Origin of the sequence: Dyella subtropica, from assembly GCF_026283965.1 — a bacterium.
Taxonomy (GTDB): domain Bacteria; phylum Pseudomonadota; class Gammaproteobacteria; order Xanthomonadales; family Rhodanobacteraceae; genus Dyella_D; species Dyella_D subtropica.
Genome location: NZ_JAPDPD010000014.1, coordinates 38,361 through 64,474, shown reverse-complemented (window position 1 = coordinate 64,474; position 26,114 = coordinate 38,361). Strand labels below are relative to the sequence as shown.

Annotated in this window: 24 protein-coding genes; 7 read left to right on the top strand and 17 right to left on the bottom strand. The window is 63.5% G+C overall.

Features of this window, described 5'->3' with window-relative positions; translation table 11 throughout:
• Positions 1–35 precede the first annotated feature (35 nt).
• Positions 36–821: an adenosylmethionine decarboxylase gene (gene speD / locus OUZ45_RS13480; RefSeq protein ID WP_266170638.1), complete on the bottom strand. Its 786-nt coding sequence runs from the start codon at positions 819–821 to the stop codon at positions 36–38.
• A 279-nt stretch (positions 822–1,100) separates the two neighbouring features.
• Here speD and crp point away from each other — a divergent pair, with 279 nt between their 5' ends.
• Positions 1,101–1,796 carry a cAMP-activated global transcriptional regulator CRP gene (gene crp / locus OUZ45_RS13475; protein WP_266170637.1) on the top strand — a complete coding sequence of 232 codons (696 nt, stop codon included), beginning with the start codon at positions 1,101–1,103 and terminating at the stop codon, positions 1,794–1,796.
• A 70-nt stretch (positions 1,797–1,866) separates the two neighbouring features.
• Here the strand turns inward: crp and OUZ45_RS13470 are convergent, their stop codons facing one another.
• The 7 genes from OUZ45_RS13470 to trpE form a co-directional block, all read right to left on the bottom strand.
• Positions 1,867–2,850, bottom strand: coding sequence for a bifunctional helix-turn-helix transcriptional regulator/GNAT family N-acetyltransferase (locus OUZ45_RS13470; protein WP_266170636.1), 984 nt, complete (start codon positions 2,848–2,850; stop codon positions 1,867–1,869).
• A 77-nt stretch (positions 2,851–2,927) separates the two neighbouring features.
• Positions 2,928–3,575 carry an HAD family hydrolase gene (locus tag OUZ45_RS13465; RefSeq protein ID WP_323137556.1) on the bottom strand — a complete coding sequence of 216 codons (648 nt, stop codon included), beginning with the start codon at positions 3,573–3,575 and terminating at the stop codon, positions 2,928–2,930.
• Positions 3,576–3,637: 62 nt separating this feature from the next.
• Positions 3,638–4,432: an indole-3-glycerol phosphate synthase TrpC gene (gene trpC / locus OUZ45_RS13460; protein ID WP_266170635.1), complete on the bottom strand. Its 795-nt coding sequence runs from the start codon at positions 4,430–4,432 to the stop codon at positions 3,638–3,640.
• A gap of 107 nt (positions 4,433–4,539) precedes the next feature.
• A complete protein-coding gene (gene trpD / locus OUZ45_RS13455; RefSeq protein ID WP_266170634.1) occupies positions 4,540–5,595 on the bottom strand; it encodes an anthranilate phosphoribosyltransferase in 1,056 nt (351 codons plus the stop codon).
• Entirely contained in the window at positions 5,592–6,188 is a 597-nt protein-coding gene (locus OUZ45_RS13450) for an anthranilate synthase component II (protein WP_266170633.1), read from the bottom strand. Before OUZ45_RS13450 ends, trpD begins: the two co-directional genes overlap by 4 nt.
• A 179-nt stretch (positions 6,189–6,367) precedes the next feature.
• On the bottom strand, positions 6,368–7,066 hold the full coding sequence (locus OUZ45_RS13445; RefSeq protein ID WP_266170632.1) for a hypothetical protein: 699 nt from the start codon (positions 7,064–7,066) through the stop codon (positions 6,368–6,370).
• Positions 7,067–7,099: 33 nt separating this feature from the next.
• Complete coding sequence (trpE, locus tag OUZ45_RS13440; protein ID WP_266170631.1) at positions 7,100–8,575, bottom strand: anthranilate synthase component I; 1,476 nt, start codon at positions 8,573–8,575, stop codon at positions 7,100–7,102.
• A gap of 152 nt (positions 8,576–8,727) precedes the next feature.
• Between trpE and OUZ45_RS13435 the strand changes: the two genes are divergently transcribed.
• Entirely contained in the window at positions 8,728–9,888 is a 1,161-nt protein-coding gene (locus OUZ45_RS13435) for a hypothetical protein (RefSeq protein WP_266170630.1), read from the top strand.
• 30 nt (positions 9,889–9,918) lie between these two features.
• Here OUZ45_RS13435 and OUZ45_RS13430 read toward each other — a convergent pair whose 3' ends face one another.
• From OUZ45_RS13430 to OUZ45_RS13400, 7 genes are all read right to left on the bottom strand, one after another.
• Positions 9,919–11,952: an ATP-binding protein gene (locus OUZ45_RS13430; protein ID WP_266170629.1), complete on the bottom strand. Its 2,034-nt coding sequence runs from the start codon at positions 11,950–11,952 to the stop codon at positions 9,919–9,921.
• 40 nt (positions 11,953–11,992) lie between these two features.
• A complete protein-coding gene (locus tag OUZ45_RS13425) occupies positions 11,993–12,583 on the bottom strand; it encodes a hypothetical protein (RefSeq protein WP_266170628.1) in 591 nt (196 codons plus the stop codon).
• Entirely contained in the window at positions 12,583–13,272 is a 690-nt protein-coding gene (pdsR, locus tag OUZ45_RS13420; RefSeq protein WP_266170627.1) for a proteobacterial dedicated sortase system response regulator, read from the bottom strand. Before pdsR ends, OUZ45_RS13425 begins: the two co-directional genes overlap by 1 nt.
• A 111-nt stretch (positions 13,273–13,383) precedes the next feature.
• Positions 13,384–14,193, bottom strand: coding sequence for an SEL1-like repeat protein (locus OUZ45_RS13415; protein WP_266170626.1), 810 nt, complete (start codon positions 14,191–14,193; stop codon positions 13,384–13,386).
• 657 nt (positions 14,194–14,850) lie between these two features.
• Positions 14,851–15,519, bottom strand: a complete 669-nt coding sequence (gene rpe / locus OUZ45_RS13410; RefSeq protein ID WP_266170625.1) for a ribulose-phosphate 3-epimerase — start codon at positions 15,517–15,519, stop codon at positions 14,851–14,853.
• A gap of 112 nt (positions 15,520–15,631) precedes the next feature.
• Positions 15,632–16,447, bottom strand: a complete 816-nt coding sequence (djlA, locus tag OUZ45_RS13405) for a co-chaperone DjlA (RefSeq protein ID WP_266170624.1) — start codon at positions 16,445–16,447, stop codon at positions 15,632–15,634.
• Positions 16,444–16,770 (bottom strand): c-type cytochrome, encoded by a 327-nt coding sequence (locus tag OUZ45_RS13400; RefSeq protein WP_266170623.1) that lies wholly within the window; start codon positions 16,768–16,770, stop codon positions 16,444–16,446. The genes djlA and OUZ45_RS13400 overlap by 4 nt, the downstream gene beginning before the upstream one ends.
• Positions 16,771–16,918: 148 nt before the next feature.
• On the opposite strand from OUZ45_RS13400, the gene OUZ45_RS13395 reads away from it, so the two are divergent.
• The 5 genes from OUZ45_RS13395 to OUZ45_RS13375 all read left to right on the top strand — a co-directional run bounded on the left by OUZ45_RS13395 (position 16,919) and on the right by OUZ45_RS13375 (position 20,764).
• Positions 16,919–17,815 (top strand): phosphoribosylaminoimidazolesuccinocarboxamide synthase, encoded by an 897-nt coding sequence (locus OUZ45_RS13395; RefSeq protein WP_266170622.1) that lies wholly within the window; start codon positions 16,919–16,921, stop codon positions 17,813–17,815.
• 4 nt (positions 17,816–17,819) lie between these two features.
• Positions 17,820–18,152 carry a DMT family transporter gene (locus OUZ45_RS13390; protein WP_266170621.1) on the top strand — a complete coding sequence of 111 codons (333 nt, stop codon included), beginning with the start codon at positions 17,820–17,822 and terminating at the stop codon, positions 18,150–18,152.
• A 10-nt stretch (positions 18,153–18,162) separates the two neighbouring features.
• A complete protein-coding gene (locus tag OUZ45_RS13385) occupies positions 18,163–18,660 on the top strand; it encodes an Mpo1 family 2-hydroxy fatty acid dioxygenase (protein ID WP_266170620.1) in 498 nt (165 codons plus the stop codon).
• Entirely contained in the window at positions 18,657–19,064 is a 408-nt protein-coding gene (locus tag OUZ45_RS13380) for a hypothetical protein (RefSeq protein WP_266170619.1), read from the top strand. Before OUZ45_RS13385 ends, OUZ45_RS13380 begins: the two co-directional genes overlap by 4 nt.
• 104 nt (positions 19,065–19,168) lie before the next feature.
• The gene (locus tag OUZ45_RS13375) at positions 19,169–20,764 is read left to right on the top strand and encodes an SDR family NAD(P)-dependent oxidoreductase (RefSeq protein ID WP_266170618.1); all 1,596 of its coding nucleotides are present in this window, start codon (positions 19,169–19,171) and stop codon (positions 20,762–20,764) included.
• Between the two features lie 835 nt (positions 20,765–21,599).
• Here the strand turns inward: OUZ45_RS13375 and OUZ45_RS13370 are convergent.
• Together OUZ45_RS13370 and OUZ45_RS13365 are read right to left on the bottom strand one after the other, a co-directional pair.
• Entirely contained in the window at positions 21,600–24,671 is a 3,072-nt protein-coding gene (locus OUZ45_RS13370; protein WP_323137555.1) for an error-prone DNA polymerase, read from the bottom strand.
• Positions 24,668–26,077: a Y-family DNA polymerase gene (locus OUZ45_RS13365; protein WP_266170616.1), complete on the bottom strand. Its 1,410-nt coding sequence runs from the start codon at positions 26,075–26,077 to the stop codon at positions 24,668–24,670. The genes OUZ45_RS13370 and OUZ45_RS13365 overlap by 4 nt, the downstream gene beginning before the upstream one ends.
• Positions 26,078–26,114: the final 37 nt, after the last annotated feature.

Genomic DNA, 26,114 nt, shown 5'->3' with positions numbered 1-26,114 from the left:
ACAAAAGAAACCCGCCGAAAGGCGGGTTTCTTTTGTTACATCAGGTTGCGACCGTGGAACAGCTCCTCGATCTCGCGCCGCAGCAGCGACTCGATGCGCTGGCGCTCCTTGAACGACAGGTCGTCCGCATGGGCCTCGAACAAATATGTATCGAGGTCGAAGTCCTTGATGTGCATCTTCGTGTGGAACATGTTTTCCTGGTACACGTTGACGTCGAACATCTCGTACTTCTGGCGGATGTGCTTGGCCAGGTAGTCCTGCACCGAGTTGATCTTGTGATCGATAAAGTGCTTCTTGCCCTTGATATCGCGGGTGAAGCCACGCACGCGGTAGTCGGTGACCACGATGTCCGACTCGAAGCTGTCGATCAGGTAGTTCAACGCCTTCAGCGGCGAGATCACGCCGCAGGTGGCCACGTCGATGTCCGCGCGGAAGGTCGCGATGCCGTTGTGCGGATGCGTTTCGGGGTAGGTGTGGACGGTGATGTGGCTCTTGTCCATGTGCGCGACCACGGCACCGGAGATGGTGTCGCGACCCAGCTTCTCGATCACGGGCTCCTCGGAGATGAGGATCGTGACCGAAGCCCCTTGCGGATCGTAGTCCTGACGCGCAATGTTTAGGATGTTGGCGCCAATGATCTCCGCCACATCCGTCAGGATCTGGGTCAGACGATCGGCGTCGTACTGCTCATCGATGTATTCGATATAGCGCTGGCGCTGCTCTTCCGACACCGCATAGCAGATGTCGTAGATGTTAAAGCTCAAAGCCTTGGTCAGGTTGTTGAAGCCTTGCAGACGCAGGCGCGGGAGTGGTTTCACCACAGCGACTCTCCAGGCCGGAATGAGGCCAGCAGCAGAGGCGGGTTAGCGACAAGGGTCCCCGCTGGATAGTTCGACGCGAAAGCATCAAGCTTCCGCGACCCTTGTGACCGGCATGCGACAGGGGTCGCGACCGAAAGATCGTGAAGTATGCGGCAAAAAAAGGAAAAACTGAACCTTGGCAGGCTCGACTTGTTTGCCATAATGCCGCGGGGACTGATTTAGACCTGCGAGCCCTGCCGCTTTGGCGGCAGGCTTGACCCTACTTCGTTAGGACAGATCGTGGCGCAACTCAAATACCAACTACAACAAGCTTTTGAACGATCCCAGGCTCCTGCCAACTTTGCGCCTGACCCGGCGTCGATGGAGCGGTTCCTGGCCCTCTGCCACCGCCGTCGCTACCCGGGCAAGACGGCCATCATCCGTCCGGGCGACCCGGCCAATACGCTGTACTACATCATCGACGGCTCGCTGGCCGTCTGCACCGAGGACGAGCAGGGGCGGGAGCTGATCCTGGCCTACCTCAGCCGTGGCCAGTTCATCGGCGAAATGGGCCTATTTGTGGAGCAGGCGCAGCGCGAATCCATGGTGCGCACCCGCACGCCGTGCGAAATGGCCGAAATCAGCTACGAGCGCCTGTTCCATCTGATGGAAGGCCCGCTGCGTGAGGAATGCCCGAAGATCCTGTTCGCCATCGGCTCACAGCTCACCCATCGCCTGCTGCGCACCTCACGCCAGGTCAGCCGCATGGCCTTCATGGACGTCACCAACCGCATCTCCCGCACGCTGCTGGATCTGTGCCAGGAGCCGGACGCCATGAGCCACCCGGAAGGCACCCAGATCCGCATCTCGCGCCAGGAAGTGAGCCGCATCGTCGGCTGCTCGCGCGAAATGGTGGGCCGCGTGCTCAAGCAGTTGGAGGAGCAGGGGATGATCGACGTGGCTGGCAAGACCATCGTGGTGCGAGGCACGCGCTAAGCGCCAGCTTCACTGCTCACTCTTGCACAAACATCCCGGCGCAAGCCGGGATGTTGCTTTGCGGGGCCGCTCAGCTCTTGCGCGCCTTCTTTCGCACCGACGCTGTCGGCGGCGCGTAAATCATGTACACATCGGCCCGCTCGTAGTGCGAGCCTGCCCGCGTGCCCGGCTGCATGACGAAACCCGCCTGCTCATACATGCGCAGTGCGGTCTTCAAGCGGCTATTGGATTCCAGGAACAGCTCCTTCCCGCCGCGCCGATGAAACTCGGCGATCACGCCATCGAGCAGCTGCCGGCCGGCGCCGAGCCCTCGGAAGGTCTCGTCCACACACATCTTCGAGAGCTCGTACACACCCGGCGATTCCTGCAGCAAGGCGCAGGTGCCGATGACCTCGCCGCCCAGCCGGGCGAACAGCAGCACCCCACCAGGCGCCAATACATAACGCTCCGGGTCGCTCAACATCTGGCGATCGATCTCCTCCAACTGGAAGTGCCGCTGCAGCCATTGCGCATTGAGGCGATAGAAGTGCCCGGCCAGCACAGGCTCGTAAGGCACGATCTCCAGCGGCGCGGAGCTCAGCGCGGCGTGCTCGGCCAGGATGGTGTCGACGATCGGCCGTTCCTGCAGGGCCTTCTCGCACGCAGCCAGCGCCGACAGCAGTTTTTCGCCCTCGCTTCCCAGCGCCGCCACCGCGCCGCGCCGGATCGAACACCAGATCAAACCGAGCCCGGACAACGAACGGTTCGCCTTATCCGTGAGAGTGAGCACGCTGCGCCGACCGTCCGCGGGATCGCGCTTGCGCCTGAGCATGCCGGCGCGCACCAGCTTGTCAGCCAGCTGGCTGACGGCGGAGTGGGTCTGGCCGATGGCGGACGCCACATCGCCAACCGTGCTTGGCCCGTTTTCCCACAGATAGCGCAACACCGGGAACCAGCGCGATTCGATCTGCGCGTTGCAGGCGCGATAAACCTCGTCGGCTGCACCGTAAAAGTGATCGCTGAGTGCTTTGAGACGACTGCCGAGCGCCAGCTCGGCGAGCGAAGACAGGTACATGGACGGAACTCAGTAATTATGTAAGCACTAACATAATCACTCTGACGACCACAAAACAAGTGACCATGCCGGCTGGATCAGAACCAGTCGACGCGGGTGATCGTGCGACCCAAGACCTTTTCCAGCCGCTTGCACACCTTGGGCGTGCCATTGACCAGCACGGCCTCAGTCGCCGGCTTCAACATGGGAATGTCCTGCAGCGAATCGCTGTACGCCAGCTGCCACTCCACCACGCCGGCCGCCTTCAGCTTGACCAGCTTGCGTCGCCCCACGTTGTGGAACTTGACGCGCATCCCCAAAAGCCCAGGCTTCAGTTCCGAAGCGAGTACTTCCAGCTCATCGAGCCCCAGCTGGTCGAGAATGCCCCTGACCACCGTCTGCTCGCAGCCGGTCACCACAATCACTCGATCACCAGCCGCCTGATGGCGGCGCAGTGCATGCAGGCCATCGCGGGAAAACTGGCCCGGGCGGCGCACCAGCGAGGCCGCAAAGGCCGCAGCTGCCTCCGTATAACGCCGCTCGCTCAGCCCGAGCAGCCCGATATGCACGGCGGTTCGTATCGGGAGCCGCCATGAAATCGGCCAGGTCACCAGCATCCACGGCAAGGCTGGCACCAGCATCAGGCGACGGAACAGCGACTGGCCGAAGCGCTCGCGCATGAACACGCCAAACGAGTCCCCGCGAAACAGCACACCATCGAAATCGAACAATACGGTGCGCGGCACATAAGCTCTCGCGTCCACCGTCCCTGGCATGACCTTCACATCTTCCCCTGCAAACATATGGGTCAGAGCGCGGTGAACAGCCGCTTCAACTCGGCGCCCGGATCGTCGGCGCGCATGAAGGCCTCACCAACCAGAAACGCATTGATGCCGGCATCGCGCAACAGCTCCACATCGCCAGGCGTGTGGATACCCGACTCGCTGACCAGGATGCGGTCATATTCCATCAGCTGCTGCAGATCCAGCGAGGTCTCCAGCGAGGTCTGGAACGTGCGCAAGTTGCGATTGTTCACGCCGATCAGCGGCACCGGCAGGGCCAGTGCGCGCTCCAGCTCCTCGGCGTCATGCACTTCGCACAACACGTCCAGATCCAGGTCCGCTGCCAGCAACGAAAGCTCGAGCAGGGCCGCATCACCCAGCGCAGCGACGATGAGCAGGATGCAGTCCGCACCGATCACGCGCGCTTCGTATACCTGGTACGGATCGATCACGAAATCCTTGCGCAACACTGGCAGCGAACAGGCATCACGTGCCAGCCGAAGAAAGTCCTCGCTGCCGTGGAAAAAATCCTTGTCCGTCAGCACGGAGAGGCAGGCCGCCCCGCCCTTCTCGTAGCTGCGCGCGATCGCGGCCGGATCGAAATCGGGACGGATCACACCCTTGCTCGGGCTGGCCTTCTTCACCTCGGCGATCACCGCCGGCAGGCCGGCCTCGATCTTCGCTTCGATGGCGGCGGCAAAGCCTCGCGTCTCCGGTGTGTCGGCTGCACGCGCGGAGAGTTCGGCCAGCGGCAACCTGGCGCTGCGTTCGGCGATTTCTTCCGTCTTTCGCGTCAGGATGCGTTGCAGGATGTCGGTCATGGTCGGCTGTGTTCGTCAGGAGCGCAGGGCAGTGCGCGAGTAAGGGTACAACGTCACCACGCCGTTGGCGCTACACGCACAAGATGTGCGCCCCTACAGCCTTTGGCCTATGCCTGGGCAAGACGCCGGGTGGTCGCCACGAAAGCGTCCATTTTTGCACGAGCGGCCCCTCTGGCAATGGTCGCGCGTGCCAGCTCGATGCCGTCGCCGATCGAATTCACGACATCAGCCGCATACAGCGCCGCACCGGCATTGAGGCAGACAATGTCGTGCGGCACGCCACCACGCCCTTCCAGCGCGTCCAGCAGCATGGCCCGGGACTCCGCGGCGTTCTCCACGCGCAGGTTGCGGCTGGAGGCCATGGCCAGGCCGAAGTCCTCCGGCTCCACCTCATATTCACGCACTTCGCCGTTGCGCAGCTCGCCGACCAGGGTTGCCGCGCCCAGCGAGATTTCGTCCATCCCGTCGCGCCCCCACACCACCAGCGCGTGACGCGCGCCCAACTGCTGCAGCACGCGCACCTGGATGCCCACCAGGTCGGGGTGGAACACGCCCATCAGGATGTTCGGCGCCCCAGCCGGGTTGGTCAGCGGCCCCAGGATGTTGAACAGGGTGCGCACCCCCATTTCCTTGCGCACCGGCGCCACGACTTTCATCGCCGGATGATGGTTAGGCGCGAACATGAAGCCGATATCGGTCTCGGCCATGCATTGCGCCACCTTGGCCGCCGACAGGTCGATCGATGCGCCCAACGCCTCCAGCACATCGGCGCTGCCTGACTTGGACGACACGCTGCGCCCGCCATGCTTGGCGATACGCGCCCCCGCGGCGGCGGCCACGAACATCGACGCAGTGGAAATATTGAAACTGGACGCGCCATCGCCGCCCGTGCCGACGATGTCGACGAAATGATCGTGCGGCGGCGCCTCCACCTTGGCCGCCAGTTCGCGCATCACACGTGCGGCACCGGTGATCTCGCCTACGGTTTCTTTTTTCACGCGCAGGCCCGTGATGATCGCCGCGGTCATCAGCGGACTCACCTCGCCGCGCATGATCTGCCGCATCAGCTCGATCATCTCGTCGTGGAAAATCTCGCGGTGCTCGATCGTGCGTTGCAGCGCTTCCTGCGGCGTGATGGTGATGCTGCGTCCCTGCCCGCTCATGCGGCCAGCTTCAGCGGCAAGCCAATGAAGTTACGCAACAGATCGTGGCCGTGCTGGGTCAGGATCGATTCGGGATGAAACTGCACCCCCTCCACCGCCAGCGTCTTGTGGCGCAGGCCCATGATTTCGTCGATGGAACCGTCGGGGTTCTCCGTCCACGCGGTCACTTCGAGACAGTCGGGCAACGAAGACTGCTCCACCACCAGCGAGTGATAGCGCGTAGCCTCGAACGGATTCGGCAGGCCGGCGAACACGCCCTGGCCGCGATGGCGTACCGGCGACGTCTTGCCATGCATGATCTGCTTGGCCCGGATCACCTTGCCGCCGAAAGCCTGACCGATCGCCTGATGCCCCAGGCATACACCGAACACTGGAATCTCGCCCGACAGTTCGCGCAGCACATCGAGCGATACGCCGGCATCATCCGGTGTGCCCGGCCCCGGCGAAATCATGATGTGCGACGGCCGCAGCGCGCGGATGCCGGTCACGTCGAGCGCATCGTTTCGCACCACCTTCACCTCCTGTCCCAGCTCGCCCAGATATTGCACGAGGTTGAAGGTGAAGCTGTCGTAGTTGTCGATCATCAAGAGCATGGCGAGCCTGCAGACATGCGACACCCAGGGCCGCAAGGGAATCTACAGTATAGCCGGCCATTTGATGCCACAGATGACCTGTGCGCGTCGCCACGCCCGCACCTCGAAATGACTGGAACGTGTGCCATTGGCGCCAGGTTGGCGCAAGCCTCGCCCCCCTGACAGGGCAAGGGACGACGCTAGGGAGTGGGCCGCAACACCGTCGACGGCATCGCAAGTACGTTCGACGTATAGCTCTCCACCACCAGGCTGAAAGGCCGACTGTCCTGCGCCACCAGGATCGCCCGGTGTTGCAACACATGCGTAGGAATCCGCAACGGTTCTTGTGTGGAGGGTGGCAGCGACGCCCCTTCCACATCCCAACCCGGCGGCAGCGGCGACCACAACAACTCTGCCGAAAGTGTCTGTCGACGGAAATGCAGCGACTGCACCACCTTGCCGAACGGCACGTCCGTGCCGTCCAGCTCGCGGTTCATTTCGTCGCTCAACCGCGATGGCACATACCAGTTATCCGCCTCGGACAGCACCAAGTTGCCGCAGACCAGCTGCACCTGGCGGTAGCGCACCACCTCATCCGCGCCAATACCAAGCAGTTCGCGCGCGCCTTCCGGCAAGGGTTTGTTCGCACCACGCACACGTCGCGCCACCACCTTGGCGTCATGGGCCAGATGATGCGCGCCGCACCAGCGTTCCAGCGTCAGCGTCGCGCTTGGGTGACTCAATAGATCGGCGTTGAGCGACTGCAGCATCGCCATCGCTTTCATGCGGCTATACGGATCGTCCGCCCACGGCAACGTGGACGGCTCACGCGCGGATGCCGTGAGCGAATACAACAGCGGCAGCGCAACGATGCCGTATCGCATGATGGAAAGGCTCACAGCGTCATCCTTGATGAGTGACCGAGCATCAGCCTAAAGCCCTTTCGCCGCCTGCGCCACCGCGCGAAACAGCGCGCGCCCCTTGTTCATGGTCTCCTCCCACTCGGCGGCGGGATCGGAGTCATAGACGATGCCGGCGCCGGCCTGCACGTGCAGGCGGCCGTCCTGGATCACGGCGGTGCGAATGGCGATGGCGGTATCCGCATCACCCCACCAGCCGATCCAGCCGATCGCCCCGGCGTAGATGTTGCGCTTGTACGGCTCCAGCTCCTGGATGATTTCCAGCGCGCGGATCTTCGGCGCGCCGCTGAGCGTGCCAGCGGGGAACGTCGCCTTGAGCACGTCCATGTAACCCAACCCCGGACGGGCCCTGCCTTGCACCTGCGAGACGATGTGCATTACGTGCGAGTAGCGTTCGATGGCGAACGATTCGCTCACTTCCACGCTGCCGGTCTCGCTGATGCGGCCGATGTCGTTGCGGCCAAGGTCGATCAGCATCACATGCTCGGCGCGCTCTTTCGGATCGGCCAGCAGCTCAGCTTCCAGCGCCAGATCTTCTTCCTCGGTGGCGCCGCGCTTGCGGGTACCAGCCAGCGGCCGCACCACCACCTTGCCGTCCTTCAGACGCGCCAGAATCTCCGGCGAGGAACCAACGATCTGCGTCCCGCCGAGATCGACGAAATACATGTACGGCGAGGGATTGAGTGCACGCAATGCGCGATACACGTCCACTGGGCGTGCATGGAAACCGATGCTCAGACGCTGCGAGGGCACCACCTGGAAGATGTCGCCGGCGCGGATGTATTCCTTCGCACGCTCCACCATCGCCTCGAACTCTTCCTTGGTGAAGGAGGATTTGAAATCGCCCTCATCCAGCGCGATGGACTGAGTCAGCTGCGGGTACGAAGCGCCACCCTGGCGCAGGCGGTACACCAGCGCATCCAATCGGCGCTGCGCCTCCGCATAGGCATGCGGCTGCGACGGGTCGGCGTGCACGATCAGGTACAACCGACCCTTGAGGTTGTCGAACACGGCCACTTCTTCAGCGAGCATCAGCAGCACATCGGGCGTGCCCAGCTCATCGGCGCGATCCCACTGCGCCAGGCGCGGCTCGATGTAGCCGATGGTTTCGAAACCGAAATAGCCAACCAGGCCGCCGCTGAAGGCGGGTAGTTGCGGCAGGCGCGGCACGTCGTACTGCAGACGCAGCTTCTCGATTTCGCCCAGCGGATCGTCGAGATGGCGACGCTCGGTGATTTCGCCTGAATCCTCCACTTCCAGCTCGTGCCCGCGCAGGCGGTACACGCGCTTCGCCGGCAAACCAATGATCGAATAGCGCCCCCAGGTGGCGCCACCCTCGACCGACTCGAAGAGAAAGGTGTACGGGCCATCAGCCAGTTTCAGGTACACCGACAGCGGCGTATCGAGGTCGGAGAACACCTCGCGCACCAGCGGGATGCGCGTGTGGCCCTGGGCAACCAGCGCGTCGAATTCGTCTCGGGAGATCACGTTGCGGGGATCCGGAAGGCCAAACGGGAGGAACTTGGGGCGGCCATTGTAGGCATAGCCGTGCAACGAACCGAAATCCCGCTTGTGCACCCTCGGGCACACACCTACCCTTGGGACATCGGCGCAGGACTCGGCGCCTCGGGGGATTGGACATGGATCTTTATTGCCTTGTGCTCACTGGCCGCCTGCTGGACGGCCAGGATCCCGCTGCTGTGCATGAGCGCATGGCCGGTGCCTTCGGCATGGAGGGCGCCGACTTCCGCCAACGCGTATTCGAACGCGCGCCATTGCTAATCCGTCGCGGACTGGAACAGGCCGCAGCGCAGGCGCAGGCTGCGCAACTGGAAGAGATGGGCGTCGAGGCCCACGTGGCACCCGACGACGCGCCTCTTGTCTGGCTGTTACGCCAAGGACAGCTGCGTGGCCCGCTGCCTCAGTCGGTGCTTTCCCGCTACGCCGAAGCGGGCGACCAGTGGTGTCACGACGGCGGGCAGCAATGGTTTCCGTGGGCGCCGGCATCGACCGCGCACAAAGCCTCGCTCCCCCCACCCCTGCCAGCGACGCATGCCACCGCGACTCCGCCACCGATGCCCAACCAGCCCAGCACCGCGGTCTCGCGCTGGGCCATCGCTGCTGTCTGCGTTTCCGTATTGGCCCTGCTATGGCCTGCACTGGCATCGATCGCCCTGTTGCTGGGCCTGGGCACGCTGCTATGGCTGCTTCGCCATCCCGGCACGCGCGGACGCGGCTGGGCCGTAACCAGCCTGCTGATCGGCGTGGTGGGCCTGACGCTGTGGCTGCATCGGCCACTGCAGCCGCCGCCGGCTGCACTCGTGCAGCAGCCGTACATTCCGCGCCCGCTGCAACCGCTGGAAGCCGCGGATGACGAAGACAACACCACTGTCCGCCCCGACACCACGCATTGCGCAGCCGCACCCGGTCCGCGCAATGACGAGGACCGCTTCCTGCTGACCGGTGGCCAGCGCCTGCTCACCGGTCGCGCGCAACGCAAAGGCGATACTTACGTAGCTGAAGCCGCTTCTGGCTACGACAGCGCCTGCCACCCAGACAACCTGCAGCTATATGTGTTTCGCAGCGGTGTCTTCATCGGCACGGCATTGGAAAATGCCGCCAGCCAGGCGACCGAGCGGCTGACAGATTTCGAATTGAGCGATGACCAGCATCTGCGGGTTTCCCTTGCCGCCTGCCGGGAGAAGGCCGGCGACTGCGGTGCGCCGAGTACGCGGCAGATTGAAGTGCTGCATGAGGCGGGGGGCTGGATCGTGCGGAGGGTGGCGCTGGCTTCGCCTTGACGTTTTTGTAGGAGCGCACCCTGTGCGCTCCTACAGGCGTTGACGCGGCATACCGTGCAGACGCAGCGTGAAGGCGACGCCGCTGGCATCGTCGAGATTGCGCGCTGAGGCCACGCCGTGGTGGCGTTCGGCTACCAGCCTCACTACGTAGAGCCCGAGGCCAAGATGGGGGGCATCGCCTGGTGTGGCTTTGTCGCGCAGGCTCACCAACGAATCGAACAGGCGCCCGTGCATCGCGGCCGGCAACGGCGAACCTTGATTGGCCAGCTCGATCTCCGCGCCGTGGTCGATGGCGCGCAGACTCAGGCGCAACCAGCCGGTTTCCGGTGTAAACGAAAGGGCGTTGTCGAAGAGTTTGTCCAGCGCCTGGGCGATCAGTTCTGGTGCGCAATGCAGATGCAGAGGCGTCTTCGGCAGCAGGCAATCCAGTCGCCGTGTGCCGGCCAGGGGGCGGTAGGCGTCGGCGCAACCGCGCACGACTTCGACCAGATCGACGTCTTCCGGCTCGGCGGCGGCGATGGCTCGCTCCATCCTGCTGGCTTCGCTCATCGCGCGCACCAGTGCTCCCAATCGCGCCACACCGTCACGCGCACGCGCCAGGTAGGGCGCCGCGTCGGGTGGCAGCGCCGCCCGATCCAATAGGGAGTGCTCCAGGTTGTCCAGCGAGGACTTCACGATGGCCAGCGGCGTATTCAATTCGTGGGACAGCTTGGACGCGAGCGTGCGCAGGTAGTCGGTATAGCCGCCGACCACTTCCAGCAGGCTCTCGAAGCTGCGTGCGAGGTCGCCGATCTCGTCCTCGGCGTCAGTCATCGGGAATTTGCCGATCATCACCTGGCCGTCCAGACGGCCATCGTTGACCTGCGCCTGCTCGGCGGCGTCGCGAAGACGAGCCAGGCGGAAGCTCAAGCGGGTCGCGAAGGCCAGCAAGATGGCGCCTGCCACCAGCAACACGCCGAAGCTGGTCATCAACAAACCCAGCAATGCACGGTTGGCCAGCAGGGGTACAGCGCGGCTTGCCTGCTCCAGCAGCAACACGCCTTGCACCTTGCCGCCCTGGCCAACCGGCACAGCAGCGGCCAACACCACGCTGCCGCGCGCCTCGCCACGTCGCCACAAGGTGGCCGGGTTGCCGTCGCGTGCCGCCTTTACTTCGGTCACGTCCAGCCGTGGCGCGTCATCGGTCCAGGGCTCTGCATTCTCGAGGCGATTGGCGAGCAGCGAACGATAGATCAGCGAAGCGAACCAGCCCGGCTGATCGGAAGCCGCGGCCGTTGCCGTACCGAGCCGGCCGCTGCGCGCGAGCAGCCATCCCTGCGGCGCCAGCACGCGCGCCTGCACGTTGTCCGGTGCGAGCTGGGACAACTCCTTCGACAGCGTTGCGGAATAACTCAGCAGCGGACGCATCTCGACCGACTGCGGGTCGGTGCCGGTGGCAGCGGATGCATCGTGCACGCCGACACCAAGCCCTTCCAAACCCAGGCTTCGAGGCAGGCGCAGCTCCACGCGATAGCCGCTACCATCTTCTTGCCATTGCGCAACCAGCAAATCGGGGAATTTCTCCACAGCAGGGTCCAGTGGTCGCGCCGTGACCGGCCCAGGCGCGGCACTCGCCAGCAAATAGCGACGCTGCTGCCCGCCCTTGTCCAACCCCAGGATCAGGTGATCGGCCGCAAGTGCGTTGGCGTCCTCCGCGTCCGCGCGCGTGCGATGCGTGCTGCGCACATCGATGTAGACGTAAAGCCAATCCTTGTCCTCGGCCAGCAGCAGTTTGCCGTGCCCCTCCAGCGGCTGGCTCCACGGCGTCAACGGCGCCCAGTCGTCACCGTAACCGTCTACCGTGATCGGGTTGGCCGTCCGCTGCACATACCAGCCGGCGTCGCCCTGTGGCAGCGGCGCATGAGTCACTACCAAGCTGCGCGCCACCGCCCGTGCCGATGCCACCAACGCCTGTTCCTGTCCTTCGCGCAACAGCATTTCCATCTGTCGCACGTACAACCAGCCGCCCACCGGCAAAGCCAGCGTGCACAGGGCGACAAGAAGCAGCTTGCGGCGGAGCGTCATGGCGCCACTTTATCGCCGGCCGCCGGCATCGAGGGACTATTCAACGCTTGGTCGCATCCGCCGGACGGTGCCCGGGCTCGTATTTCATATAGATGGATTGCTCGACGACCCGCTTGAAGCGCTCAAGCACCTCTCCACGCGACGCATCGTTGGCCGCTACGGTCATCGACCAGCTGAGGTGGATGCCGGCGGCTTTGCCGGGGTCGCAGAACACCACGACGTCGTCCATATGATCGGTGCCCTGATACAGGCCACCCTGGCAGGCCATCTTCGGGTTGTTGACCGCAAACGCGGACACCTTGGCAGCCGGATCGCGTTGCAGATAGTGCTTTTTGTCGTCCTGCCACTCCGCTGCCAGCGTCGGCAGCTTTTGGGGCCAGACGTTGAGCACCATCACCCGATTCGGTTCACCCGTCCATTCACCGCGATAAAGCACCAGATTGACGCCGATGGCTTTGGCGTATTGGCAACAATCCTGTGTCCAACCTTGGGGCACCAACGTGACGATAGACCAGCCCGGCACGGCGCCGTCAGGCTTGCCATAAATCATCGCTGTCTTCTCGCCAGACGCCTCACCGGCCTGCGCCATCGACGCAAGCGCAAGCAGAAAACCAAGCAGCCACGTGCGCATCACGGTCTCCAGCGATAACCCACGCCGTGCACTGTCTCGATGGCATCGAACTCCGGCGCGATGGCGATGAACTTCTTGCGAATACGCTTGATGTGCGAGGTGATGGTGGCATCGTCCACCACCAGCTCAGCTTCGCGCATCAGCTGGTCGCGGTTCTTCACATGACCGGGGAAGCGCACCAGCGTATGCACCATCCAGAACTCGGTAACGGTGAGCGGGATTTCTTCGCTGTTCCAAGTGATGCGCATGCGCTCGGATTCGAGCTTGAGCGGGCCATGCTCGATCACCGTCTCGCTGGAAGCCGGCGCCTTCAACGACTCGATGCGGCGAAACAGTGCCGCGATGCGTGCCGCCAGCTGATGCAAGCTGGTGTCCTTGCTGAGGTAATCGTCCGCGCCCAGGCGCAGGCCGGAGATCACGTCGAAATCCGAATCGCGCGCGGTGAGGAAGATGATCGGCAGCGTCGCCGACTTTGCGCGCAACTCGCGACACAGGTCGAAACCGCCCTCCGGCTCATCGCCCAGGCCGATGTCGATGATCACCAATTCTGGCAAGCGCATGGCGAAGGCGCTGGAAGCCTCCTGGCGCGAACCATAGCCGCGCGTGTCGTAGCCGAAGCGATTCAACGCCTCGACGTAGTTCGCGCGGATCAGCGGCTCGTCTTCGACGATGGCAATACTGCGGCCCATGGCGGTTCCCTGTCTGACAATGGTGCGCAGCGTGCTATGCCCGAACCTTGTGCGCAAGGCGCAAGAGAAGGCCGCCCGCATTTTGCCACACGATGCCGGCAGCCCGCCCTTTCAGTTTCGGGGTGAAGACACCTGCTGTAGCTGTCCCACGCTCACGTGGCCCGACCAGCCTTCCAGCAATTGATCCTCGAACGTATCCAGCTTGGCTGCCGCCAAAGCCACCGGCTGGGCGTTCCTGCACTGGGACTCGGAGTCATAGTCGGGAACTCTCGGGTCAGCCCGGGCAACATCCACCGAGGTGATGCCGGCAATACAGACCTTGGAGCCGTACACCTCGTTCTGCATCAGAACATCGCGCTCGTGCCGATAGCGTCGCTCTGCGCGTCGGGCTGCGTGACTATCCCCATAGGTGGAAACCATGCTTTGCCACAGCGTGCTTGCCTTGGCCTGCTCGTCCGGAGTCGCCTCTCTCATGGCTTCCTGAAGAGCCGCGATATAGGTCGGATCTTTGCGCTCTGCAGCCAGCTCCAGCCAAGCCAAACCTTGCGCGCGATCCATCGGCAAACCCGCGCCCCTGTAATAGCTAACGCCCAACAGATATTGCGCCGATTTGTTGCCCCATCCCGCCGCGGTCTTGAGCATGGCTGCACCGTTTTCAGGCTCGTTTCTGGCCAAGTCACGCACGCCGACGCAGTAGTAGTAGCTGCCCGGCACAAAGCGTTCGAGACCCGCAGGGCAATTCGTTTGTTGCAAATCGGCCAGCCCTTGATCCGACTTCGCGGTTTTCGCATCCGCCAGACTGGACGCCACTGAGCGAGCGTCCTGCCACGTGCCGCTCGCATGCGCAGAAGCCATGCCCCCCACCATCAGCAGATAAAAGAACGACGCTTTTCTCACCCACATTTTTGGCATGACCAACACTCCGTTTGATCGACAGTAACCAAGCTACCCTGTTCTTTACATATCGGTTGGCGCGCCGGCCATTTGCCAGAAGCTGCCTTCGCTGCGCCATTTCATATCACCGCAAATGCCCTTCGGTAGTGCCCAATGGCACACACCTAAGCGGAGCGGCACCCATGTCAAAGCACAGCCAACCCAACGTCGACCCAAACGCCGAACTGCGCAGCTTTGAACCCCTGCGCGTGACGCTGGCGCTTGGCGCCCTGCTGCTCGGCCTGATCATGAGCATCCACTGAGCCCCCGTGGACTTGAACCGACTCCGTAGAGTTGCCGTGGAACGCATGGGGGTGGCCGGTGCGAAGGGAATCGTGCCGGTCACTAGGGCGAGGAGCCCAACCCGGACTGGCAGTCTCTTGTAACCGCCCTCAAGGAAGATCCCGCCCCCGTTGGTGAGTTCCTGCCCCGCCTTGCGCGGGGCTTTTTCTTGTTCAACAGAAAACTGTAACCACCGGGAACCAATCGGGTGGAAGCCTGTCTCAATTTGCGGTGGGCACCCGTTCCATTGCCGTGGAGCACGCAGGAGCATCGGGTGCAGCCAATGTGGTCTCCTCTGAACGTCGTTCCGACGTCCTTTTCCCGGCGCCTCCCCTGCGCCGGGATTTTTATTTGCGCAATGGCTTAGCCAATGGCCTTGCGCATGGCTTCGATGACCGTGCGGTAGTCCGGCGCATTGAAGATGGCCGAACCGGCCACGAAGGTGTCGGCGCCCGCCGCAGCGATTTGGCCGATGTTGTCGGCGGTGACGCCACCATCCACTTCAAGCCGGATCGCACGACCGCTCTCGTCGATGCGGCGGCGCACCTCGCGCAGCTTGTCCAGCGCGCCGGGGATGAACTTCTGGCCGCCAAAACCGGGGTTGACCGACATGATCAGCACCAGGTCCAACTTGTCGAGCACGTGATCCAGCCAGCTCAGTGGCGTAGCCGGGTTGAACACCAGACCAGCCTGGCAACCCGAGTCTTTGATCAGACCGATAGTGCGATCCACATGCTCGCTGGCTTCCGGGTGGAAGCTGATCAGGCTGGCGCCGGCCTTGGCGAAGTCAGGCACGATGCGGTCCACCGGCTTCACCATCAGATGCACATCGATCGGCACGGTGATCCCGTAGTCGCGCAGTGACTTGAGCACCAGCGGCCCGATGGTGAGGTTGGGCACGTAGTGGTTGTCCATCACGTCGAAATGTACCCAATCGGCACCGGCCGCCAGCGCCTTGGCGGTGTCCTCGCCGAGGCGGGCGAAGTCGGCGGAGAGAATGGATGGGGCGATGACGGCGCTTTGCTTGCTCATGACGTGAATCCTGTAGGAGCGCACCCTGTGCGCGATCCGAAGTGGTAACGCTGTCGCATGCGAGGGTCGCCCACAGGGTGGGCTCCTGCACGTCGATGTTATTTGAACGAGTTCATTTGAACCCGCGATCCGCCTTGATCCGCTCGTAAGCCGCGTTGATCTCGCTAGCGCGGGATTCGGCACGCTTGCGCATGTCTTCGGGCAGATCGCCGAGGCGGTCGGGGTGGTGCTCGGAAATCAGCTTGCGATAGGCCCGCTTCACCGCGCGGTCGTCCACGCTGCGCTCGATGCCGAGCACGGTGTAGGGATCAGGACCGTTGGTGTTGCGCTGAGGCGGCACATAGCTGCCGCCGCTGGAACCCGTGCCGTAACCGCGACGTTGGCCGCCAGCGGCGGCGTTCCAGGCGTAGCCCTTCATCGCCATCAGCGCCATCAGCTCCATATCGCTGACGCGCAGCGCAAAGGCCAGCTGGCGCAGGATCGACATTTTCTCCGGCGGCGGATTGCCCTCGGCCAGCACGGTTTCGATCACTACGTCGAGTACCGGGAAGGCATGGTCACGACGCATGCCCACCCACTGGCGCAGGCCATCGATGGCAGGGGTTACATCGAACTCAGGCTGCTTGCCGCTATTGAAACTGCCGATGGCCTGCTTGCGCTGCTCGACGTCCAGGCCCATGCGCGACATCAGGCGTTCGGCGACGGCGATCTCCGCCTCCGACACGCGCCCATCCGATTTCGCCACCGCGCCCAGCAAAGCGAACAGCGGACCGATGTAGCCGCCGGCCTCGGGCGTAGCGCGGCGACGCTGGCCCTGCTTCAGGCTATCGATGATGAAACCGGCGATGCCGCCCACGATGGCCCCGGGCAGACCGTGGCCAAAGATCAAGCCGAGAAAGGCGAGCAGCAGGGTCCAGGACACGTTCATGGCTTGCCCTTGTCCTTTTCCTGGGGCTGCGGCGATTGCGCGCTGTACCAGCGCGCCAGCTCATCCAGATCGGAGTCGCTGACCGGGCCGATGGCGGCGCGCATCAGCGGCACGTTGCGGCGACCATCGCGGTATTGCTTGAGGGCTTCGCGCAGGTAATCCAGCTTCTGGCCCGCGAGATGAGGGGCGCCGGGAATCTGTGCCATGCCAGTCTCCCCATGGCAGGCCGCGCACAGGCCCAGGCGCACAGGCTTCGCGGCCGGTGCGGCGAGAGTGGGCAGGCTGGCGGCAAGACTGAGCGCCGCTGTCAGTACGATTCGCATCGGCCACACATGGGGTTAAAGGGGAGCGATTCTAGCAGCCCAATCGGCACTTCCCGGGGTGCTGCGGCCAGCCCTCTGACTGCAGGACAGGCATCAGCCGGTACAATGTCGCGCTCACCTGCCCCATCGCATCGCCCAGGAGCCCGTCGTGCCCACCACCTTGCTGCAATCGAACCTGCCCGGCCTGGAACTGATCCATCGCGGCAAGGTGCGCGACGTCTATGCGCTGCCAGGCAACCGCCTCGTCATCGTGGCCACCGACCGCCTCTCGGCGTTCGACGTCGTGCTGCCCGACCCGATCCCCGGCAAGGGCGAGATGCTTACGCAAATCTCCAATTTCTGGTTCGGCAAGACCGAACACCTGGTGCCCAACCACCTGCTACATACGCCGCTCAGCGACGTGCTGCCTGCCGGCACCGACCTGAAGCTGTACGAAAAGCGCGCCGTGGTCACGCGCCGCCTGAAGCCGGTGCCGGTGGAAGCCATTGCACGCGGCTATCTGATTGGCTCGGGCTGGAAGGACTACCAAGCCACTGGCTCGCTGTGCGGCATCAAGCTGCCCGCCGACCTGCAGCAGGCGCAGCAACTGCCGGAACCGATCTTCACACCGTCGACCAAGGCCGCCGTGGGCGATCACGACGAGAACGTGAGCTTCGATGCGGTGGTCTCCGCCGTTGGCGCCGATCTCGCCGAACAAGTGCGCGAAGCGACGCTGACCATCTATCGGTGGGCAGCTGCCTATGCCACCGAGCGCGGCATCATCCTCGCCGACACCAAGTTCGAATTTGGCACGGACGAGGACGGCAAGCTCTACATCATGGACGAAATGCTGACGCCGGACTCCACGCGATATTGGCCGGCCGATCAGTACCGCGTAGGCATCAGCCCGCCGAGCTACGACAAGCAGTTCGTGCGCGATTACCTGGAAACGCAGGGCTGGAACAAGCAGGCGCCGGGCCCGCGCGTGCCCGCCGACGTCATCGCTGGCACCTCCGCCAAGTACGCCGAAGCACTGCAACGTCTCGCCGGCATCACACTGGATTGAGTGGATGAACGCCTGGCTCTATCTCGGCATCGCAATCGTCGCCGAGGTCATCGGAACCAGTGCGCTGAAAGCCTCCGAAGGTTTCAGCAAACTGGTTCCGAGCATCGCCGTGATAGCCGGCTATGGCGTCGCCTTCTATTGCCTCAGCCTCACCCTGCGCCACATCCCCATCGGCATCGCCTACGCGGTGTGGTCGGGGGTCGGCACGGCGTTGATCGCCCTGATCGGGGTGGTGGCTTACCGGCAAAAGCTCGACTTCGCCGGCATGCTCGGTATCGGCCTGATCGTGGCCGGCGTACTGGTGCTCAACCTGTTCTCCAAAAGCAGCGCGCACTAAGGACCCTCTGATGCAGCCCACCGACGACACACAAGGTCCACGCAGCATGCGCGACTGGCTCGACAGCTACAGCCGCGATCACCAGCATCCCACCAACCGGCTGCTGCACTGGATCTGCGTGCCGTTGATCGTGTGGTGCGTGGTGGCCCTGCTATGGACCCTGCCGGTGCCATCGATGCTCGGACGGCCGGGGTTCTGGTCCGTGGGTGCGCAAGTCCTGGCATTCGCCTGGTACTGGAAGCATTCGCGCAAGCTGGCCGGTGCATTGCTGATCTTTTTCGTGCTGCTCGACCTGCTTACCGAATTGCTCTATCGCCAACTGGGATCGATGACGCTGCTGTGGTGCGCGCTCGGCGTATTCGCCGTGGCCTGGGTCGGCCAATTCATCGGTCACGCCATCGAAGGACGCCGCCCCAGCTTCCTCACCGATCTCGCTTACCTGCTGATCGGCCCAGCCTGGCTGATGGACAAACTGCTGCGCCGCCTCGGCTTAGGGGAATCCGCATGAACACCTTCCTCGTCCTGCTCAGCAGCCTGCTGTGGTGGGTGCTCTACAGCAGCATAGGCGCCTTGTTCATCGCCATCATCGCCTGGGCTGTGCTGCGCTGGATCGAGCGCTGCCCGGTGGTGTTCAACCGCACCTACCTCGCCTGCCTGCTGTGGATGATGATCGACGTGGTAGTCATCGCTCTCGTGCTGCTGCGCACCGGCGCGCAGTTCGATGCCGCCGCCGTGATCAAGACCGCCTGGTGGCGGGCCTTCATGGTCGCCAACATGGTGATCGGCGCGGCGCTGCTGTGGCGCCTGGTGCCACGCTTCGACTCGCGCCGCATCAAACCCACCAGCGCCTGCCTGGCGGTGGCGGTGATCATGCTCATTGCGTTCGGCGCGGCCAGCAGCCTGTTGGGCTGAAACTCCGCGGCGGATGCGCTAGCGGCAAAGCCGACGCCCCTGCGGCGACATTTTTATCCCGATGGTGATGCTGATCGCCTGGCCACCCGACTCCGGAAAGTATTTTGACGAACACCACTTCCACCCTGCCTTCGCAAGATGACGCAGACCATGCCCTCCTCGACAACCTGCGCGCTGCGACGGAGCTCCTGGAATGGCTTGCTGCCGACCCGCAACGGCTGGAACAACTCCCAGCCCCGGACCGCGCTCGCCTGCATCAAGCGGTCGCCAGCGTCTACCACCCTGATCCCGCCACACGTCGCGCGAAGCTGAAAGCGGCGGAGAAGGCGCGACATGCCTCGAAGATTCAGGCTGACGATTCGGTGCTGCATCAAACCGGCATTCGCGCATTGCGACGCAAACCGGTATTCACAACGCCGAATGTGTTCGCACCGGTCGGCTTCGAGCCACACGACAAACATGTCGCTGACGATCAGGCCGCCGCGGATGCCGTGCAGCCACGCGAGTCGATCGAGCCGCAGCATTGCTATGTGTGCAAGCAGAAGTATTCGGCCATCCATTTCTTTTACGACCAACTGTGCCCGACGTGTGCGCCGTTCAATTACGCCAAGCGCACCGAAACCGCCGACCTGCGCGGCCGCGTCGCGCTACTCACCGGCGGCCGGGTAAAGATCGGTTATCAGGCGGGGCTGAAGTTGCTGCGCGCGGGTGCCGAATTGATTGTCACCACGCGTTTTCCACGCGACTCAGCGGCACGCTACGCAGAAGAACCCGACTTTGGCGACTGGGAACACCGTCTACAGATATACGGCCTCGATCTACGCCACACACCCAGCGTGGAGGCGTTTTGCCAGGAATTGACCGCCACCCGGTCGCGACTGGATTTCATCGTCAACAACGCCTGCCAGACCGTGCGCCGCCCACCGGATTTCTATGCGCACATGATGGAAAGCGAAACCGCCGCGCTGCATGACATGCCGGAAACCGTACGCAAGCTGGTCGGTCACTACGAAGGGTTGCGCAACTCGCACATGCTTCCCGAAGCCGGCACTTCGATGATGATGCCGCGCGGCAACGCCTCCAACATGGCCGGACTGACTCGTGCCGCTGAACTGTCGCAACTGCCGCTGCTGCCCGAGGAACTGCTGGCGCAACACCACCTGTTTCCCGAAGGCAGGCTCGACCAGGACCTGCAACAGGTCGACCTGCGTGGCCGCAATTCCTGGCGGCTACTGATGGCTGAAGTGCCCTCAGTCGAACTCCTGGAAGTGCAATTGGTCAACGCGATCGCGCCATTCATCATCAATGCGCGACTCAAGCCGCTGATGCTGCGCACACCCGAGCGCGACAAACACATCGTCAACGTGTCCGCGATGGAAGGCCAGTTCTACCGTAACTTCAAAACCACGCGCCACCCCCACACCAATATGGCCAAGGCCGCGCTCAACATGATGACGCGCACGTCGGCGACCGATTACCAGAACGACGGCATCCACATGAACAGCGTCGACACCGGCTGGGTGACCGACGAAGACCCGGCGGACATCGCCGCGCGCAAGGTCGTCGAAGAGCGCTTCCACCCGCCGCTCGACATCGTCGACGGCGCCGCACGCATCGTCGACCCGATCATCCACGGCATCAACACCGGGGAACACGTGTGGGGCCAATTCTTGAAGGACTATCGGCCTACGGATTGGTGACGTCTTAAAGCCATCCCTTTCAAGACGTCTGCAACCTGCCTCCTCTCCCCCGTTTACCGATTTGTGCACGGGGGAGAGGATTGAGGTGAGGGGCGGGTGCTCGCGACACCGTTTCAACTTCGTCACCCCGGCGCAGACCGGGGTCCAGTGTCGTTGCCGTTCGGTTGTCGCGATGGCTTGGCGCCGGCTGATGCACTGGGAGGTTGAATCCGCTACGGACGCTATCCGCAACGGCAAAGAATTTACGCTATCTATATGGCGAGCCGATTCCGCCATATCGCATCTTTATGGAATGCAACCGCACAATGGCTGCATGAAGACCTTCACCAGTCGCCTATCTCGCGAATACCGCTTGCGGAACATTTGCCTGGTCGCAACAGGATTGCTCTTCTTGTTCTCTGCATCTGAACTCGTTGTTGGTGTTGGCAGCAGCGACGTCGGCATATGGCGGGGTCTTGCCTTGAGTTCGTTGTACCTGAGCCTGTGCCTGATGCAGAGACGGCTATTTGTTCCGTCATCGAGACAGGTCTTCCGATCTAGCCGGCGTAACCAACTCGTCGACTGACAAACCGGTTCCATTGGGTCGTAGGTGTGGGTGGCTGCTTGTTCGCCATCTCAATCGCATGGCGCGGCCCGATGAGCTCTTCAGAGGCTCAGAAGGCTTGCAGCCGGGGGCCGCAAGCCGGGTGTGCGGGCAGCGCTCCGTGCTTGCGGCCCCGGTTGCAAACCTTCTGAGCAACTCTCGCTTTAATAACGCACTCGGCAAACAGCCGATCCATGAACAGTCCTGAGAACGTCATGATTTGAAGAGTGTTCGCTTCTGGTTGAAAGCGCCTCAATGAAAGTCCCTCGACCGACTGTCGAGCGGCCCAAGCAGTTCGCTCATATCGATCAGCCGATGCGCGATCAAATGACTGACACCATCCACCTGCTCCCATTGCCCATCGACGCCCATCAGGCGCGCCTCCAGAAAAACGCGTCGCTGCCTCTCGGCGACCTGACTCCAGACAACGATATTGATCGGCCCGTACTCGTCTTCCAGCGTGATGAAGGTGACGCCGCTTGCGGTCTGCGGTCGCTGGCGCTGTGTGACCAAGCCGGCGGTGCGCACTTGGCTGGCATGGGGGCGATCGCGTAGCGCGCGTGAATCCACGCAACGCGCGGCCCGCAATCGGGCACGAATCTGCTGCATGGGATGCGGCCCCAGGCTCAGACCCACGCGCGCGTAATCAGCCAGGGTGTCTTCGGCCTGCGATGGCGGCGGCAGCACGATGGCCTGTTCCTTTGGACTCGCGTGACCGAACAACGGCAGCTGCGGCTCGACACCGGCGATGGCCCACCGTGCGCGGTGGCGATGGCCGGCCAGGCCGCGCAAGGCGCCCGCTTCGGCCAACGCCTCCTGATGGTGGCTATCGAGTCCGGCGCGTGCGCATAGGTCGGCCATGTCGCTGAAGGCACCGTGCTGACGCGCGCCTGACAAACGATGTGCAACGTCCTCTCTGAATCCGCGTACCTGACGGAGTCCGAGCCGCAGCATCAGCGAACCGCTCGCGTCGGCTTCCAGCGTGTTGTCCCACTCGCTGTAACGCACATCGACCGGCCGCACCGTCACGCCATGACGCTGTGCGTCCTGCACGATCTGGCTCGGTCCGTAGAAACCCATCGGCTGCGCATTGAGCAAGGCGCAGGTGAACGCCGCCGGCTCATGGCATTTCAGCCAGCTGCTGGCGTAGACGATGCCGGCGAAACTCGCGGCGTGGCTCTCGGGAAAACCATAGGAGCCGAAGCCCTTGATCTGCTCGAACAGGCGCGCCGCGAATTCGGCGGTGTAGCCATTTTTAAGCATGCCCTGGGTAATGCGTTCGCGGTGTTTTTCCATACCGCCATGCCGCTTCCAGGCGGCCATCGCGCGACGCAGTTGATCAGCCTCACCGGGCGTGTAGTCGGCCGCCACGATAGCCAACTTCATGACTTGCTCCTGGAACAACGGTACGCCCAACGTGCGCTCGAACACCGGCTTCAGCTTTTCAGATGGATAGTCGACACCCTCCTCACCACGCCGGCGTCGCAGATACGGGTGCACCATGTCGCCCTGGATCGGCCCCGGCCGCACGATCGCCACTTCGATCACCAGGTCGTAGAAATTCTTTGGCAGCAACCGCGGGAGCATGGCCATCTGCGCACGACTTTCGATCTGGAACACACCGATGGTGTCGGCGCGCTGGATCATGGCGTAAGTATCGGGATCCTCTTTCGGGATGGTGTCGGGCGTCAGATCCTTGCCGCGATGCTGGCGCAGCAGATCCAGGCATTTACGCACGCAAGTCAGCATGCCGAGCGCGAGGCAATCCACCTTGAGCAAGCCCAACGCATCCAGATCGTCCTTGTCCCACTGGATGATGGTGCGATCAGGCATGGCGGCATTCTCGACCGGCACCAGTTGCGACAGCGGCTGGTCGGAGATTACGAAGCCGCCCACGTGTTGCGACAGGTGGCGCGGAGCATCCAGCAGCTCGGCCGTGAGCTTCAACACGCGCTGCAGTACCGGGCTGGCCGGGTCGAAACCGCGCTCGCGCAATGGCCCGTCCAGCGGCTCCTCACCATCCCACCACGCCAGCACCTTGGACAGCATATCGATCTGGTCGGTCGGCAGACCCAGGGTACGCGCCACGTCGCGCACGGCGCTCTTGCCGCGATAGCTGATGACAGTGGCCGCCAGCGCGGCGCGGTCGCGACCGTATTTGCGATAGATGTACTGGATCACTTCCTCGCGCCGCTCGTGCTCGAAATCGACGTCGATATCCGGTGGCTCGTTACGCTCGATGGAAATGAAACGTTCGACCAGCAGATTGATGCGATCCGGATCCACCTCGGTCACGCCCAGCACATAGCAGACAGCGGAATTCGCCGCCGAACCGCGCCCTTGGCAAAGGATGTTTTCGTCACGGGCGAAACGGACGATGTCCTGCACAGTGAGGAAATAGGATTCGTAGCCGAGCGCGGCAATCAGTCCAAGCTCGTGCTCGATCTGGGCGAGCGCCTTGGCCGGCGCGCCACTCGGCCAACGCCAGCGGATGCCCTTCTCCGTCAAATGCCGCAGCCACGTGGCCGGCGTATGCCCTGCCGGCACCAACTCGGCGGGATAGCGGTAGCGCAACTCCGTCAGACTGAAATGGCAACGTCCGGCGATGCGCACGCTTTCTTCCATCAAGGCCGCGGGGTAAATCGCCGCCAGCGCATCGCGTGTGCGCAAATGACGCTCGCCATTCTTGAACAGCACCGCGCCGGCTTCCGCCATGGTGAGGTGATGGCGAATCGCCGTCAGCACATCCTGCAAGGCACGACGACGACGCACATGCATGTGAACATCGCCAGCAGCCACCATCGCTATACCGAGCGATGCCGCCAGAGTTTCGAGTGTCCGCAGGCGCTGGGCGTCGTCCGGCCCGCAATGCAGCTCCACCGCCAGCCACAGGCGATCGCCGAACAGTGAGCGCAACCATGCACCGTGTTCGCGATCCGGTTCGGCCGCGGGTATCCACAGCGCCAGCGTGCCGGGCAAGCCATCGGCCAGGTCGTGCCGTGAAACGCGATAACGCCCCTTCTCTGCCGCACGCCGGCCACGCGTGATCAAGGCGCACAACGCGCTGTAACCGGCCAGGTTCTCGCACAGCAGCACCAGCTTCGGACCATCGTCCAGCTGGAATTCGGCGCCGACGATCAGTTGGATCTCGGTATCGCGCGCGGCTTCATGCGCACGCACGATGCCGGCCAGCGAACACTCGTCGGTGATCGCCAGCGCGGAGTAGCCACATGCCTTGGCGCGATCGAACAACTCGCGCGCACTCGACGCGCCCCGCTGGAACGAAAAATTCGACAGGCAATGCAGCTCGGCATAGGTGTTCATGCGAACCACCCGTGCAGCATCCATTGGCCCGGCTCACCCGGCGGACAGAATACCCAGGCACGCTGCCCTTGCGCAGTGCGCACTACGTAGTAGTCGCGGCGCAGATCGCCGCCGTCCCACCAGCCTGTTTCCATGCGCTCCGGGCCGGCCAGTACCGTGACTTGTCCGCGCAGCGGTATCGGCGTGCCAAGCAGCCAGGTCGGGCGTGGCAGTGATGTCACCACCGGCGGAAGCCTCATGTCCTCGGCTGTCGTCTGCGCATGTTCGGGACGGGGATCGATCGTGCGCCGCAACCGATGGATGGCGCGCTCACCAAGCCGCGCACGCAAACGCTCACGCAACTGCTCCAACGGCATGGCGTTCGCGGGGCGCGTATCGAACAGATCGCGCCCGGCCGGCACGAACGGCGGAAGCTCACGCGCCATCAGTCGCATCGCCACGACGGGCTGCGGAAGCTCCAGGCGCTCCAGCCGTCCACGCGCGCATTCGAACAACAGCGCGCCATCGCGCTCTGCAGCGAGCAGGCCCACGTTCACGCGCGTCGGCGCTCCCGCGCGATGCTCCAGTTCCAGCACGAAGCGCTGCACACCACCGTCGCGTCCCGCCAGGTACGCGGCAAGATCGCCGGTCAATCGGCGCAGTGGAAACATCAGCGCCTCGACCTGCTCGATCTCATGCGTCCACTCCATGCGCAGGTCCAGCGTATCGGGTGGCCGATAGCCTTCCATCAACTCGGGTGCGTCGCCGGTCAGCCGATCCAGGTAGTCCAGCAATTCGCTGCCGAAGCGGCGCTGCAAGCTGGCGCGCGGCAAGCTCAGCAACTGCCCCAGCTGACGGATGCCCATCATCGGCAGAGATGCAGCGGCTTTCGGCGGAAGGCGAGCATGCGCGATCGACACCGCGCCCAGCGCACGCTGCAAAGTCTCCGGCGTGGTCACCGCCAGGCCATCGTGCATGCCCGCCAACACATAGGCGGCATGCGCGGTCGGCGCCAGCGTCACGCGATGGCGAAAACCCAGCGACACAAGATCGTCGCGCAGCAAGCGCTCAAAGCGCGGCCAGGGTCCGAACAGACCGAGACTCCGGCTCACCTCCAGCACGATCGCGTGCGGGAACAACGTCACCTCGGAGCTGTAGCGATACGCCCATGCGGCCAGAAAACGATGCCAGCGTTTCACCGCCTCCGGGTCGTGCTCGATCGTCTCGAACTGGCTCAGCAAAGCCTGCGCTGCCGACAGACGTTGCCCAGCGCGCAAACCGGCGGCGCGAGCCGGCGCATTGGCGGCGAAGATCGTGCGCGCCTGCGCCGACCCGGTCACCAGCGCCAAAGGCGCGTCAGAGGAAGGGCGGCGTCGAAGGACACCATCCAGCGCCAGATGCGGCAGCAGTACGCAGGCCCACAGCATGACGCGCCCTCCTCAGAGCCTGTTCAATATCTCTGAG

Bases quoted from the DNA above. Each gene is read 5' to 3' on its own strand.
- OUZ45_RS13470 (WP_266170636.1), bottom strand. From the start codon at position 2,850: ATGTACCTGTCTTCGCTCGCCGAGCTGGCGCTCGGCAGTCGTCTCAAA.
- OUZ45_RS13385 (WP_266170620.1), top strand. From the start codon at position 18,163: ATGCAGCCCACCGACGACACACAAGGTCCACGCAGCATGCGCGACTGG.
- trpC (WP_266170635.1), bottom strand. From the start codon at position 4,432: ATGACCGACATCCTGCAACGCATCCTGACGCGAAAGACGGAAGAAATC.
- OUZ45_RS13390 (WP_266170621.1), top strand. From the start codon at position 17,820: ATGAACGCCTGGCTCTATCTCGGCATCGCAATCGTCGCCGAGGTCATC.
- trpD (WP_266170634.1), bottom strand. From the start codon at position 5,595: ATGAGCGGGCAGGGACGCAGCATCACCATCACGCCGCAGGAAGCGCTG.
- rpe (WP_266170625.1), bottom strand. From the start codon at position 15,519: ATGAGCAAGCAAAGCGCCGTCATCGCCCCATCCATTCTCTCCGCCGAC.
- OUZ45_RS13400 (WP_266170623.1), bottom strand. From the start codon at position 16,770: ATGCGAATCGTACTGACAGCGGCGCTCAGTCTTGCCGCCAGCCTGCCC.
- OUZ45_RS13435 (WP_266170630.1), top strand. From the start codon at position 8,728: ATGGATCTTTATTGCCTTGTGCTCACTGGCCGCCTGCTGGACGGCCAG.
- djlA (WP_266170624.1), bottom strand. From the start codon at position 16,447: ATGAACGTGTCCTGGACCCTGCTGCTCGCCTTTCTCGGCTTGATCTTT.
- OUZ45_RS13430 (WP_266170629.1), bottom strand. From the start codon at position 11,952: ATGACGCTCCGCCGCAAGCTGCTTCTTGTCGCCCTGTGCACGCTGGCT.
- OUZ45_RS13450 (WP_266170633.1), bottom strand. From the start codon at position 6,188: ATGCTCTTGATGATCGACAACTACGACAGCTTCACCTTCAACCTCGTG.
- OUZ45_RS13370 (WP_323137555.1), bottom strand. From the start codon at position 24,671: ATGAACACCTATGCCGAGCTGCATTGCCTGTCGAATTTTTCGTTCCAG.
- OUZ45_RS13425 (WP_266170628.1), bottom strand. From the start codon at position 12,583: ATGCGCACGTGGCTGCTTGGTTTTCTGCTTGCGCTTGCGTCGATGGCG.
- OUZ45_RS13365 (WP_266170616.1), bottom strand. From the start codon at position 26,077: ATGCTGTGGGCCTGCGTACTGCTGCCGCATCTGGCGCTGGATGGTGTC.
- OUZ45_RS13380 (WP_266170619.1), top strand. From the start codon at position 18,657: ATGAACACCTTCCTCGTCCTGCTCAGCAGCCTGCTGTGGTGGGTGCTC.
- pdsR (WP_266170627.1), bottom strand. From the start codon at position 13,272: ATGGGCCGCAGTATTGCCATCGTCGAAGACGAGCCGCTGATCCGCGCG.